14 protein-coding genes, 1 other RNA gene and 1 pseudogene are annotated in these 11,537 nt (G+C 58.3%); 11 read left to right on the top strand and 5 right to left on the bottom strand.

Annotated features, from left to right (window positions below):
- The coding region (locus DBR24_RS23570; protein WP_177490672.1) for an aldo/keto reductase at window positions 1-392 on the bottom strand (392 nt) is incomplete at its 3' end.
- A 244-nt stretch (window positions 393-636) separates the two neighbouring features.
- Between DBR24_RS23570 and rplM the strand changes: the two genes are divergently transcribed.
- The 7 genes from rplM (at window position 637) to DBR24_RS23605 (ending at window position 5,523) form a co-directional block, all read left to right on the top strand.
- Window positions 637-1,065, top strand: a complete 429-nt coding sequence (rplM, locus tag DBR24_RS23575) for a 50S ribosomal protein L13 (RefSeq protein ID WP_003228062.1) — start codon at window positions 637-639, stop codon at window positions 1,063-1,065.
- A gap of 14 nt (window positions 1,066-1,079) precedes the next feature.
- Complete coding sequence (rpsI, locus tag DBR24_RS23580; protein WP_127648153.1) at window positions 1,080-1,472, top strand: 30S ribosomal protein S9; 393 nt, start codon at window positions 1,080-1,082, stop codon at window positions 1,470-1,472.
- A gap of 270 nt (window positions 1,473-1,742) precedes the next feature.
- The gene (petA, locus tag DBR24_RS23585) at window positions 1,743-2,336 is read left to right on the top strand and encodes a ubiquinol-cytochrome c reductase iron-sulfur subunit (protein WP_003228055.1); all 594 of its coding nucleotides are present in this window, start codon (window positions 1,743-1,745) and stop codon (window positions 2,334-2,336) included.
- Window positions 2,336-3,547 carry a cytochrome bc complex cytochrome b subunit gene (locus DBR24_RS23590; RefSeq protein WP_064589124.1) on the top strand — a complete coding sequence of 404 codons (1,212 nt, stop codon included), beginning with the start codon at window positions 2,336-2,338 and terminating at the stop codon, window positions 3,545-3,547. The genes petA and DBR24_RS23590 overlap by 1 nt, the downstream gene beginning before the upstream one ends.
- Window positions 3,547-4,329 carry a cytochrome c1 gene (locus DBR24_RS23595; protein WP_064589123.1) on the top strand — a complete coding sequence of 261 codons (783 nt, stop codon included), beginning with the start codon at window positions 3,547-3,549 and terminating at the stop codon, window positions 4,327-4,329. The genes DBR24_RS23590 and DBR24_RS23595 overlap by 1 nt, the downstream gene beginning before the upstream one ends.
- A gap of 146 nt (window positions 4,330-4,475) precedes the next feature.
- Window positions 4,476-5,093 carry a glutathione S-transferase N-terminal domain-containing protein gene (locus DBR24_RS23600; protein ID WP_003228048.1) on the top strand — a complete coding sequence of 206 codons (618 nt, stop codon included), beginning with the start codon at window positions 4,476-4,478 and terminating at the stop codon, window positions 5,091-5,093.
- A 16-nt stretch (window positions 5,094-5,109) separates the two neighbouring features.
- Window positions 5,110-5,523, top strand: a complete 414-nt coding sequence (locus DBR24_RS23605; RefSeq protein ID WP_003228047.1) for a ClpXP protease specificity-enhancing factor — start codon at window positions 5,110-5,112, stop codon at window positions 5,521-5,523.
- Window positions 5,524-5,574: 51 nt separating this feature from the next.
- On the opposite strand, the gene DBR24_RS23610 is transcribed toward DBR24_RS23605, so the two are convergent.
- The 4 genes from DBR24_RS23610 to DBR24_RS23625 all read right to left on the bottom strand — a co-directional run bounded on the left by DBR24_RS23610 (window position 5,575) and on the right by DBR24_RS23625 (window position 9,018).
- Complete coding sequence (locus DBR24_RS23610; protein WP_123463129.1) at window positions 5,575-6,153, bottom strand: BON domain-containing protein; 579 nt, start codon at window positions 6,151-6,153, stop codon at window positions 5,575-5,577.
- The gene (locus DBR24_RS23615; RefSeq protein WP_008082788.1) at window positions 6,150-6,743 is read right to left on the bottom strand and encodes a phosphoheptose isomerase; all 594 of its coding nucleotides are present in this window, start codon (window positions 6,741-6,743) and stop codon (window positions 6,150-6,152) included. The genes DBR24_RS23610 and DBR24_RS23615 overlap by 4 nt, the downstream gene beginning before the upstream one ends.
- 101 nt (window positions 6,744-6,844) lie before the next feature.
- Window positions 6,845-7,207 carry a YraN family protein gene (locus DBR24_RS23620; protein ID WP_123463131.1) on the bottom strand — a complete coding sequence of 121 codons (363 nt, stop codon included), beginning with the start codon at window positions 7,205-7,207 and terminating at the stop codon, window positions 6,845-6,847.
- The gene (locus tag DBR24_RS23625) at window positions 7,207-9,018 is read right to left on the bottom strand and encodes a penicillin-binding protein activator (protein WP_128615948.1); all 1,812 of its coding nucleotides are present in this window, start codon (window positions 9,016-9,018) and stop codon (window positions 7,207-7,209) included. The genes DBR24_RS23620 and DBR24_RS23625 overlap by 1 nt, the downstream gene beginning before the upstream one ends.
- 177 nt (window positions 9,019-9,195) lie before the next feature.
- Between DBR24_RS23625 and rsmI the strand changes: the two genes are divergently transcribed.
- The 4 genes and pseudogenes from rsmI to mraW form a co-directional block, all read left to right on the top strand.
- Window positions 9,196-10,101, top strand: coding sequence for a 16S rRNA (cytidine(1402)-2'-O)-methyltransferase (gene rsmI, locus DBR24_RS23630; protein WP_123463134.1), 906 nt, complete (start codon window positions 9,196-9,198; stop codon window positions 10,099-10,101).
- 73 nt (window positions 10,102-10,174) lie between these two features.
- An RNA gene (gene rnpB / locus DBR24_RS23635) (RNase P RNA component class A) lies at window positions 10,175-10,528 on the top strand.
- A 403-nt stretch (window positions 10,529-10,931) separates the two neighbouring features.
- Entirely contained in the window at window positions 10,932-11,387 is a 456-nt protein-coding gene (gene mraZ, locus DBR24_RS23640) for a division/cell wall cluster transcriptional repressor MraZ (protein ID WP_007917012.1), read from the top strand.
- Window positions 11,388-11,419: 32 nt separating this feature from the next.
- A pseudogene (mraW, locus tag DBR24_RS33425) lies at window positions 11,420-11,537 on the top strand (16S rRNA (cytosine(1402)-N(4))-methyltransferase); the annotation flags it as partial.

Raw genomic sequence — 11,537 nt, forward strand, 5'->3', positions numbered from 1 at the left:
AATTGATACAGGTCGATGTAGTCGGTCTGCAGGCGCTTGAGGCTGGCATCGACCGCTTCGGTGATGTGTTGACGGTTGTGGCGCAGGTTTTTGTCGCGGATGTAGTCGATGGTGTTGCCGGGGCCGGCGATCTTGCTGGCGAGGATCCAGTCGGCGCGGTCACCGCGACTTTTGAAGTAATTGCCGATGTAGCGCTCGGTGGTGGCGTAGGTTTCGGCTTTCGGCGGCACCGGGTACATCTCGGCGGTGTCGATGAAATTGATCCCCGCTTCCTTGGCCCGTTCGATCTGGGCAAAGGCTTCAGCTTCAGTGTTTTGCTCGCCCCAGGTCATGGTGCCGAGGCAGATTGCACTCACGTTCAGGTCGGTACGGCCTAGCTGGCGATAGTCCATCGGGTGCTCCTTGGGCAAAACAATCATAAAAGCAGGTTGAAAATTTTTTCGCAATCTGCATAATTGCCGACCTCTTTCTGCAGTGGAAGTGATGCGCCGCCGCCGAAGAATCTTGCCGTTGAACGGACGCGCCGACCCGAGCCCCCGAAAGCGTCTGTATCCGGCTGCCTTTGACTTGTCAAAGTACGCACTATTCAGTAAGATCCGCCGTCTTATTTACAGGCGGCCCCTGAGGCTATAAAGAATGAAAACTTTTACTGCTAAACCGGAAACAGTAAAGCGCGACTGGTTTGTCGTCGACGCTGCTGGTCAGACCCTGGGTCGTCTGGCCACCGAAATCGCGAGCCGTCTGCGTGGCAAGCACAAGCCTGAGTACACTCCTCACGTTGACACCGGCGACTACATCGTCGTAATCAACGCCGAGCAGATCCGTGTTACCGGCGCTAAAACCACTGACAAAATGTACTACTCCCACTCCGGTTTCCCGGGCGGCATCAAGTCGATCAACTTTGAAAAGCTGATCGCCAAAGCCCCTGAGCGCGTGATCGAGACCGCGGTTAAAGGCATGCTGCCTAAGAACCCGCTGGGTCGTGACATGTACCGTAAGCTGAAAGTCTATGCGGGCGCTGCACACCCTCATACTGCTCAGCAGCCCCAAGAACTGAAGATTTAACGGAATAGTTCATTATGTCGGCGACTCAAAATTACGGCACTGGCCGTCGCAAGACCGCAACCGCACGCGTTTTCCTGCGTCCGGGTACTGGTAACATCTCCATCAACAACCGCTCCCTGGACTCGTTCTTCGGCCGCGAAACTGCCCGCATGGTAGTTCGTCAGCCGCTGGAACTGACCGAGACTGTCGAGAAATTCGACATCTACGTCACTGTCATCGGCGGCGGTGTAAGTGGTCAAGCTGGCGCAATCCGCCACGGTATCACTCGCGCTCTGATGGACTACGACGAAACCCTGCGCGGCGCTCTGCGCAAAGCTGGCTTCGTTACTCGCGACGCCCGTGAAGTTGAACGTAAGAAAGTAGGTCTGCGTAAAGCGCGTAAGCGTCCGCAGTACTCGAAGCGTTAATTCCGCTTCCACGTTCAAAAAGAACGCCCGATTCCTCACGGAAGCGGGCGTTTTTTTATGCCTGCGATTTATCAAAAGAATTGCGCTGTGACAACTTGCCTCATCCGTAGACCCCCTATACTGCAAGGCTTGGGGGTGGAAGCTCCGGGTAATTCCCTTGTCAGAATTGGGGCTTTTCATTACCATTCGGCAAAATTTTTATAAGTAACATTGATTTATTTAGTAGATGCCTGATTTAACAGGCCACAAAAGCTGATGGGAGAGGACTGAATGAGCAATGACGGCGTGAATGCAGGCCGGCGTCGCTTCTTGGTAGCAGCCACATCCGTGGTGGGTGCTGCAGGAGCGGTGGGGGCTGCGGTCCCGTTCGTGGGGTCATGGTTTCCCAGTGCCAAGGCGAAAGCCGCCGGCGCACCGGTGAAAGTGAATGTCAGCAAAATCGAGCCAGGGCAGCAGATGATTGCTGAGTGGCGCGGCCAGCCGGTGTTCATTGTCCGCCGTACTGCGGAAATCCTGGGGAATCTCAAGAAGATCGAGGGCCAGCTCTCCGATCCGACTTCCAAAAACTCCACGCAACCTACTTATGTCGATCCTGAAGTGCGTTCGATCAAGCCGGAAATTCTGCTGCTGATCGGGATTTGCACGCACCTGGGTTGCTCACCAACTTTCCGTCCCGAAGTGGCACCTGCGGATCTGGGTAAAGACTGGGTCGGTGGCTATTTCTGCCCTTGCCACGGTTCCCACTACGATCTGGCTGGCCGCGTCTACAAGTCGCAACCTGCGCCTTTGAACCTGCCAGTTCCCCCGCATTCCTATGAGACCGATGACCTGATTGTCATTGGCGTCGATACGGAGAAAGCGTGATGAGCAAGTTCATGGATTGGGTTGATGCGCGCTTTCCCGCCACCAAAATGTGGGAAGACCATCTCAGCAAGTATTACGCTCCAAAAAACTTCAACTTCTTCTACTTCTTCGGCTCCCTGGCGCTGCTGGTGCTGGTCAACCAGATCGTCACCGGTGTCTGGCTGACGATGAGCTACACGCCGTCGGCAGAAGAAGCCTTCGCTTCCGTCGAATACATCATGCGCGACGTCGAGTACGGCTCGATCCTGCGTCTGCTGCACTCCACCGGTGCTTCGGCATTCTTCATCGTGGTCTATCTGCACATGTTCCGTGGCTTGCTCTACGGTTCGTATCAGAAGCCGCGTGAACTGGTGTGGGTGTTCGGCATGCTGATTTACCTGGCGCTGATGGCCGAAGCGTTCATGGGTTATCTGCTGCCGTGGGGTCAGATGTCCTACTGGGGTGCCCAGGTGATCATCTCGCTGTTCGGTGCGATTCCGGTCATTGGTAACGACCTGACCCAGTGGATCCGTGGTGACTACCTGATCTCCGGGATTACCCTGAACCGCTTCTTCGCCTTGCACGTTGTCGCGCTGCCGATCGTGATTCTCGGTCTGGTGGTGCTGCACATCCTGGCGCTGCACGAGGTCGGTTCGAACAACCCTGACGGCGTCGACATCAAGAAGCACAAAGACGAGAACGGTATCCCGCTGGACGGTATTGCCTTCCACCCGTACTACACCGTGAAAGACATCGTCGGCGTGGTGGTGTTCCTGTTCATCTTCTGCTTTATCGTGTTCTTCTTCCCGGAAATGGGCGGCTACTTCCTCGAAAAACCAAACTTCGAGCAGGCCAACCCGTTCAAGACGCCAGAGCACATTGCACCGGTCTGGTACTTCACGCCGTTCTACGCGATCTTGCGTGCGATCCCGGACAAACTCATGGGCGTGATCGCCATGGGTGCTTCGATCGCCTTGCTCTTTGTCCTGCCCTGGCTTGACCGCAGTCCGGTCAAATCGATGCGCTACAAGGGCTGGATGAGCAAGATCTGGCTGGTGGTGTTCTGCATTTCCTTCGTGATTCTCGGCATTCTCGGTGTGCTTGCGCCGACGCCGGAGCGCACGCTGGTATCGCAGGTCTGCACCTTCCTGTACTTCGCCTACTTCATTCTGATGCCGTTCTACACCAGGCTCGAGAAGACCAAACCGGTTCCGGAAAGGGTGACTGGCTGATGAAAAAGTTATTTTTTGCTCTGATTTTTGCTGCGCTGCCTGTGCTGTCTTTCGCCGCTGAACACGGTGGTCCAGAACTGGAAAAGGTCGACATTGACGTGTCCGACAAGGCTGCCCTGCAAGATGGCGCGCGCACTTTTGCCAACTATTGCATGGGTTGCCACAGTGCCAAGTTCCAGCGTTACGAGCGGGTGGCCGATGACCTCGGCATTCCACACGAAATGATGCTGGAGAAGCTGGTGTTCACTGGTGCCAAGATCGGCGATCACATGAACATCGGCATGCAGCCGGCGGACGCCAAGACCTGGTTCGGTGCAGCGCCACCGGATCTGACCCTGGTGGCGCGTGTGCGCGGCACCGACTGGCTCTACGGTTACCTGCGTTCGTTCTACGAAGATCCTGCACGTCCATGGGGCGTGAACAACAAGGTCTTCCCGAACGTCGGCATGCCTAACGTGCTGGTCGGCCTGCAAGGTCGTCAGGTGGTTGGCTGCAAACAAGTGCAGATCGTTGAAGACGGCAAGAAGCAATATGATCCGCTGACCGGTACGCCGCTGACTCATGAAGCGTGCGATCAGTTGACCATCGTGCCGAAAACCGGTGCTCTGAACGAAGAGCAGTTCGATGAGAAGGTCAAGAATCTGGTAACCTTCCTGGCTTACTCGGCTAACCCGGTTAAGCTGCAACATCAGCGCATCGGTACTTACGTCTTGCTGTACCTGGCGTTCTTCTTTGTGTTCGCCTACCTGCTCAAGCGTGAATACTGGAAAGACGTGCACTGATACGCTTCAAGCATTGCTGTTAATCGCGCGCGCCCAAGGGCGCCTCTGATAACGCAACGTCTGGTCAGCCAGAGGTTGCGGGAGGCGCCCTCTGGGCGCGCGCGTTTTTCCGGTTCCGACAATTTCAACAAGCGAGGAGGATCGCCATGGGCGTGACCAATCGGTTGGCCTGTTACTCCGACCCCGCCGACCACTATTCCCACCGAGTGCGCATCGTACTTGCAGAGAAGGGTGTCAGCGCCGAGATCATTTATGTGGAAGCTGGTCGCCAGCCGCCTAAACTGATTGAGGTGAACCCTTACGGCAGTCTCCCTACGCTGGTCGATCGTGACCTGGCGCTCTGGGAGTCGACCGTGGTGATGGAATATCTGGATGAGCGTTACCCGCACCCGCCCTTGATGCCGGTTTATCCGGTGGCGCGTGCCAACAGTCGTCTGCTGATTCACCGCATCCAGCGCGACTGGTGTGGTCTGGTGGATCTGATTCTGGATCCGAAAACCAAGGAAGCCGCGCGTGTCGTGGCGCGCAAGGAATTGCGTGAAAGCCTGACCGGCGTGTCGCCGCTGTTCGCCGACAAGCCGTTTTTCCTCAGCGAGGAACAAAGTCTGGTGGATTGCTGCCTATTGCCAATACTCTGGCGTTTGCCGATTCTGGGTATTGAACTGCCGCGGCCGGCCAAGCCGCTGCTTGATTATATGGAGCGCCAGTTTGCGCGTGAGGCTTTCCAGGCGAGTCTGTCTGGCGTCGAACGCGATATGCGCTAAGGCTTAAGGAGCCGCTATGAACTCCAGTCGACCTTATCTGGTCCGCGCGCTCTACGAGTGGATTGTTGATAACGATTGCACCCCGCACATGCTGGTCAATTCCGAATACCCGGCGGTGCAGGTGCCGCAGGGTTTCGCCAGTGACGGACAGATTGTCCTGAACATCTCGCCCAGTGCCGTGCGCCATCTGCATATGGATAACGACGTGGTGACCTTTGAAGGTCGCTTCGGCGGTGTTCCGCACAGCCTGTACGTGCCGATCAGCGCGATCCTGGGGATCTATGCCCGGGAGAACGGTCAGGGCATGGTGTTCGATCTTGAGTCGCCGATGGATGACGAAGACGACATCGAACCGGATGACGACTTGCCGCCGCCGGACAGCGAGCCGCCGCGCCCGAGTGGCCGGCCAAGCCTGAAGGTGGTGAAGTAAAAAAAAGGCGACCCGAAAGGGTCGCCTTTTTTATTGCGCAGGTGCTGCAAATCAGTCGATGTATTCGAACAGCTTCACGATCTTCTGCACGCCAGAAACGCTTTGCACCAGATTGGTTGCCTGTTGCGCTTCCTGCTTGGTCAGCAGGCCCAGCAGGTAGACGATACCGTTCTCGGTCACGACCTTGATGCGCGAGCCGGGAATACTGGCGTCGGTCAGCATCTGAGTCTTGATCTTGGTGGTCAGCCAGGCGTCGTTCTGGCGGGCGAGGAAGCTTGAAGGTGCAATCACTTGCAGTTCGTTGTGCACCTTCTTCACACGCTGGACGTTGGCTGCAGCCTGTTCGGCTTTGGCCTTGAGGTCTTCGCGCGGAGTCTGGCCGGCCAGCAGCACGACGCCGTTGAAGCTGGTGACGACGATGTGCGAGCCGTTGTCCAGGGCCGGGTCGGCCTTGGCCACGTTCACGCCCACTTTGGTTTCGATCAACGAGTCGTCGATCTTGCTGCCGAAGGTGCGGGTGCCGCGGTCGTCTTCGATCGGCGCTTCACGGCTGGCGTTCACCACCGAGGTGCAGCCGCTGATGCCGAGGCACAGGGTCAAGGCCAGAAGGCCAAGGCGATTAGGGGTCATTCTTCACTCCCGAACAGTTGGCTGTCGATCAGATCGCAGAGGCAATGGATCGCCAGCAAGTGGACTTCTTGAATACGTGCAGTGACGTTGGCCGGTACGCGAATTTCGACATCCTCGGGCAACAGCAGCGACGCCATGCCGCCGCCATCGCGTCCGGTCAAAGCTACGACAATCATTTCGCGATCATGTGCGGCCTGGATCGCCTGAATAATGTTCGCCGAGTTGCCGCTGGTCGAAATCGCCAGCAAGACATCGCCGGGCTGGCCGAGCGCACGGATCTGTTTGGAGAACACTTCGTTGTAGCTGTAGTCGTTGGCGATCGAAGTGATCGTCGACGTGTCGGTGGTCAGCGCGATGGCTGGCAGGCTCGGGCGTTCGCGCTCGAAGCGGTTAAGCAGCTCCGACGAAAAGTGCTGGGCGTCGCCAGCGGAGCCGCCGTTGCCGCACGAAAGCATTTTGCCCTCGTTGAGCAGGGCGTTGACCATGATCTGGCTGGCTTGCTCGATGTGCGGTGCAAGTACGTCCATCGCCTGTTGCTTGGTGTCGATACTGGCCTGGAAAAGCTGGCGAATTCGGGATTGCATGTCCATCTGTGTGACCTTAAGTAGCGCGGCTGTCCGGCACATGAATGTGCAGCCCGCAAAGCAAAGAGCAAAATGTGTCGGGTGAAAATCCGGTCGGGTACAGGCGATCAGCTGTCGAACGCATTCTGCAACCAGTTCAGCTGATCCGGATGGCTGTCGATGGCCACCACGTCGAAGCGGCAGGGGGAATTGGCCCAACGCGACTCGCGCTGAAGAAAATACTGCGCAGCGAAAATCAATTTCTGCTGCTTGCGCTCATCAATGCTAGCGAGCGCGCCACCCCATTGAGTGTTTTTTCTGTAGCGAACTTCAACGAATACTACTGTATCGCCATCAAGCATGACCAGATCAAGCTCGCCGCGTTTACATAACCAGTTCTGCGCCAACAGGCGCAGCCCCTGGTTCTGCAGATGCTCGAGCGCCTGGCGCTCGGCATCCTTGCCGCTTTGCGAGCGTGACCTGTCAGGCATCAGCGCGGAGTGTCCGGCAGGCGTTGAACCTGACCGCTGACGAACTGTGCCCACGGCAGCTGACGCACGACACGCTGGGTCTGGGTCATGCCGAGGCTGCCCGACTCGCCGTCGATGCGGCTGTCCGGCAGTGCCTTGAGCTGACCCAGGCGCGGAGCCAGACGATAAGCATCGACGCCCATGGCGTACAGGCGACCGAGGCTGCCGGCAGCCTGTGGCCACTGTGCAACCACTTGCTGACGCAGCGGGTCGCTGGTTTCCAGCAGCCACGGGGTTTCGCAGAAGCGAATGCCGTTCATGTCGTTGTACTGGTTGACGTCGCCACTGGCGCTGTACACGTGTGAGGTCGCGTACACCGGTACGTCACCGGCGTACTGGAAGTTCAGGGTCGGCTTGATCTGTTGCGCCTGTTGCGGAGTGGCGGCCAGGAAGATGAATTCGATGTCCTGACGACGCGAAGGCTGCGCGGCCACGTTGGTGCCGGCGGCATTCTGCAGACTCTTGGCGCGGGCTTCGCTCTGGCGCAGCTGGAACATGTCGGCGATCTGCTGGGCCAGTTGCACTGGCTGATCAACACGTTCGGTGGCAACGATGCTGCCACCGTTGGCCTGCCAGTCCTGGCTGAACGCACGCAGTACGCGCTCGCCCCATTCGCCTCTCGGTACCATGATTGCGGCGCGATGCAGGCCGTCGGCACGTGCGCGGCGCGAGACTTCGCGGGCTTCGTCTTCAGCGGCCAGACCGAACTGGAACAGCTGCGCCGGGCCTTGATCGCCTTCGCTGTAGTTCAGCGCGAGGGTCGTGATCGGCAGTTGCGGGCGAGTGCTCAGTTGTTTGACCAGCGGTTTTTCCAGCGGGCCGACTACCAGTTGCACGCCGTCAGCCTGAGCCTTGCGGTAGAACTCGTCCATCGAGGTCAGTTTCGAGCTGTCATAGAACTCAATGGCTGGCGGCTTCTGGCCGGCCTGTTGGGCCTGGTAGTGCGCAGCCATGAAGCCTTCACGCAGGGCTTTGCCGACCGAGGCCAGCGGGCCATCCTGCGGCAGCAGCAGCGCGATTTTGCTCAGGGGCTGGCTGGCCAGCTCCTTGAGTTTGGTCAGTGGCAGCGGCAGGTTGATCGCGGCCGGGTGCTTCGGATTCTGCGCACGCCAGGCGTCGATCGCGGCTTGTTGCTGTTCCAGGGTGCCCGCGGATTTCACCGCCAGGGCCAGGCCCATCCAGCCGCCGAGGTCGTCGCTGGTGTTCGGTTGCAACTGGTCGGTTGGCAGCGAGCCGATCAGCGTCCAGATCGCTTCGTGGTTCTTGCTCGTCGCCTCGCCTTGCAGCATCGGCGCGATGAACACGCGCTCACGGGCGGCGGCCAGTGTCTGCCCATCGGCTTCCAGTGCGCGGGCATGCACGGTGCCGGTGCGCACCTGCTGCTCTTCCGGCATTTCGCCCAGGTGTTGCAGGCTTGGGTGGCTCAGGGCAGTCAGCGCGGCTTTCGGCTGATTGCGGGTCATGGCCAGTTCGGCGGACAGGGTGCTGGCGAAAATCTGCTGGCCTGGCTTCAACTGCTCGATTGGCACTTGTTGCAGGATTTGCGCGGACTGGCCGGCATTGCCCTGGCGATAAGCCAGGTCTGCCGCGCTCAGGCGCAACAGGGCAGCTTTTTCCGGGGTTTTAGCCTGGGTGGCCTGTTCGAGCAGTTGCTCGATGCTGGCATCCGGGGTCCGTGGAAGTTCGCCAAGGCTGGAGGAAGGGGAACTGGCGCAGGCCGCCAGCAAGGCAGCGAGGCAGAGGGCAGTGAACAGCCGCAGGCAAGCGATCATGTAAGTGTTCCTGATACTCGATCAAATTAGCGTCGAATTGTACCCAAGCACTGGCCGGGGCGCGATGTTAGTGGCGTGAAACGGACAATTTAGCTGGAGCAAATGTTGCAGTGGCGCACAACCGAGGGAAAAACCGTGCCTGGGCGGAGCGCCGCGCACGCCTCGTGACGCGCTACAATGGCCGCTTTTACCGATCACGAGGTGTGCGCTTTGACTGCTCCAGGTTCCCTGAACTCCGCTGCTGGCTCGCTTTATGTGGTGGCGACGCCCATCGGCAACCTGGACGACATCAGCGCCCGGGCCCTGAAAATCCTGCGCGAAGTGGCGCTTATTGCGGCCGAAGACACGCGGCACTCGGCGCGCCTGATGCAGCACTTCGGCATTGCTACGCCGCTGGCTGCCTGCCATGAACACAACGAGCGCGATGAAGGCAGCCGCTTTATTACCCGTTTGCTGGCAGGCGATAACGTGGCGCTGATCTCCGACGCCGGCACGCCGTTGATTTCCGATCCGGGTTATCACCTGGTGCGTCAGGCCCGCGCTGCCGGGATCAATGTCGTACCGGTGCCGGGTGCTTGCGCATTGATTGCGGCGCTGTCGGCGGCGGGGCTGCCGTCCGACCGTTTTATCTTCGAAGGCTTTCTGCCAGCCAAGTCGGTCGGGCGCAAGGCGCGTCTCGAGGCCGTCAAGGAAGAGCCACGTACGCTGATTTTCTATGAGGCGCCGCATCGCATCCTTGAGTGTCTGCAGGATATGGAAGAAGTCTTCGGCGGTGAGCGCCAGGCTTTGCTGGCCCGCGAGATCACCAAGACGTTCGAGACGCTCAAGGGCCTGCCGCTGGCTGAGTTGCGCGCATTCGTTGAGTCCGACAGCAATCAGCAGCGCGGCGAATGTGTCGTGCTGGTCGCGGGCTGGGCGGCGCCAGAGTCGGAAGATGCGGTCAGCAGTGAGGCGATGCGCATCCTCGATCTGTTGCTTGAAGAGATGCCGCTCAAGCGCGCCGCTGCTTTGGCAGCGCAGATCACCGGCGAGCGCAAAAACGTGCTGTATCAGGTAGCACTGGATAAACAGAAGGGCGTGTAAGCCGTCGCCCATAGCGGTCTTGAGGCTTTTAGCGCTTGTTCTTCAGGCGCTCTGCCGTTAACCTTCGCGGCGGAGAGTCGATCGGACAGTCGCTGCCCTCTATGAAAATTAGGGGGGGGAGGAAAGTCCGGGCTCCATAGGGCGAAGTGCCAGGTAATGCCTGGGAGGCGTGAGCCTACGGAAAGTGCCACAGAAAATAACCGCCTAAGCGCTTCGGCGCCGGTAAGGGTGAAAAGGTGCGGTAAGAGCGCACCGCACGTCTGGCAACAGTTCGTGGCTAGGTAAACCCCACTTGGAGCAAGACCAAATAGGGTCCCAAGGCGTGGCCCGCGCTGGGACCGGGTAGGTTGCTAAAGATGTCCAGTGATGGCCATCGTAGACGAATGACTGTTCAAGACAGAACCCGGCTTACAGATCGACTCTCCACCTTTTTCTTTTCCCTGCTTGAATTAAAGGCGACAGGGCTGTTTATTATCAGCAGGCCTGGGCTGGATATCCGGCAGCGGCAAACTCAGTAATAGCCATTTCCCACCTTGCTTCAATCAACAGCAGAAGCGCCTTTGTAATACCGAAAAAATCTTACTCTTAACAAATTACTTTAACTTTCGAGCGCAGCTTTCAGTGCTGCCTCAAGTTATGGGTCGAATGCATCCGCCAGATTCTCGTTGCTTCTTCTTTTATGCTCCTAAATCTCCGTTCTGTAAGGGTTTTCCTTTAATCCGCGCCTTGACGGTGTGGTGGGCGCATTCCTATAGTGTGCGCAAGTGGCGGAAAGTGGCATGAAGTGGGTTTTTTGAGCTCAAAACGATAAAAATTGGAGAAACGCTGACGTGTTTCGCGGAGCTAACGCTATCAGTCTCGACGCAAAGGGCCGTCTCGCCATGCCGAGCCGGTACCGTGACGAGCTCGATTCGCGCAGTTCCGGCCAGTTGATCGTGACCATTGATGCCGTTGATCCGTGTCTGTGTGTCTATCCGCTCGACGAGTGGGAAATTATTGAAACCAAGTTGCGCGCGCTCCCTTCGCTTCGCGAAGAGAACCGTCGCCTGCAGCGTTTGCTGATTGGTAATGCCGTCGACCTCGAACTCGATGGCAGTGGTCGTTTTCTGGTTCCACCGCGTCTGCGCGAATACGCCAAATTGGATAAGCGCGCGATGCTGGTAGGCCAACTGAACAAGTTCCAATTGTGGGACGAGGATGCATGGAACGCGGTGTCTGCCGCTGACCTTGCTGCTATTCAACAACCGGGCGCGATGCCTGATGAACTGCGTGATTTGATCCTGTGACTATTGATAGCGGCTTTAACCACATCACCGTACTGCTTGACGAAGCCGTCGAGGCTCTCGCTGTACGCCCTGATGGCTGCTATCTGGACGGCACGTTCGGGCGCGGCGGGCATAGTCGGCTGATCCTCAGCCAGCTCGGGACGGACGGGC

This window comes from Pseudomonas sp. HMWF006 (assembly GCF_003061205.1).
Taxonomy (GTDB): Bacteria; Pseudomonadota; Gammaproteobacteria; order Pseudomonadales; family Pseudomonadaceae; genus Aquipseudomonas; species Aquipseudomonas monsensis.

Coding starts and splice junctions, on each gene's coding strand:
- rplM (WP_003228062.1), top strand. CDS start 637: ATGAAAACTTTTACTGCTAAACCGGAAACAGTAAAGCGCGACTGGTTT.
- rpsI (WP_127648153.1), top strand. CDS start 1,080: ATGTCGGCGACTCAAAATTACGGCACTGGCCGTCGCAAGACCGCAACC.
- petA (WP_003228055.1), top strand. CDS start 1,743: ATGAGCAATGACGGCGTGAATGCAGGCCGGCGTCGCTTCTTGGTAGCA.
- DBR24_RS23590 (WP_064589124.1), top strand. CDS start 2,336: ATGAGCAAGTTCATGGATTGGGTTGATGCGCGCTTTCCCGCCACCAAA.
- DBR24_RS23595 (WP_064589123.1), top strand. CDS start 3,547: ATGAAAAAGTTATTTTTTGCTCTGATTTTTGCTGCGCTGCCTGTGCTG.
- DBR24_RS23600 (WP_003228048.1), top strand. CDS start 4,476: ATGGGCGTGACCAATCGGTTGGCCTGTTACTCCGACCCCGCCGACCAC.
- DBR24_RS23605 (WP_003228047.1), top strand. CDS start 5,110: ATGAACTCCAGTCGACCTTATCTGGTCCGCGCGCTCTACGAGTGGATT.
- DBR24_RS23610 (WP_123463129.1), bottom strand. CDS start 6,153: ATGACCCCTAATCGCCTTGGCCTTCTGGCCTTGACCCTGTGCCTCGGC.
- DBR24_RS23615 (WP_008082788.1), bottom strand. CDS start 6,743: ATGGACATGCAATCCCGAATTCGCCAGCTTTTCCAGGCCAGTATCGAC.
- DBR24_RS23620 (WP_123463131.1), bottom strand. CDS start 7,207: ATGCCTGACAGGTCACGCTCGCAAAGCGGCAAGGATGCCGAGCGCCAG.
- DBR24_RS23625 (WP_128615948.1), bottom strand. CDS start 9,018: ATGATCGCTTGCCTGCGGCTGTTCACTGCCCTCTGCCTCGCTGCCTTG.
- rsmI (WP_123463134.1), top strand. CDS start 9,196: ATGGCCGCTTTTACCGATCACGAGGTGTGCGCTTTGACTGCTCCAGGT.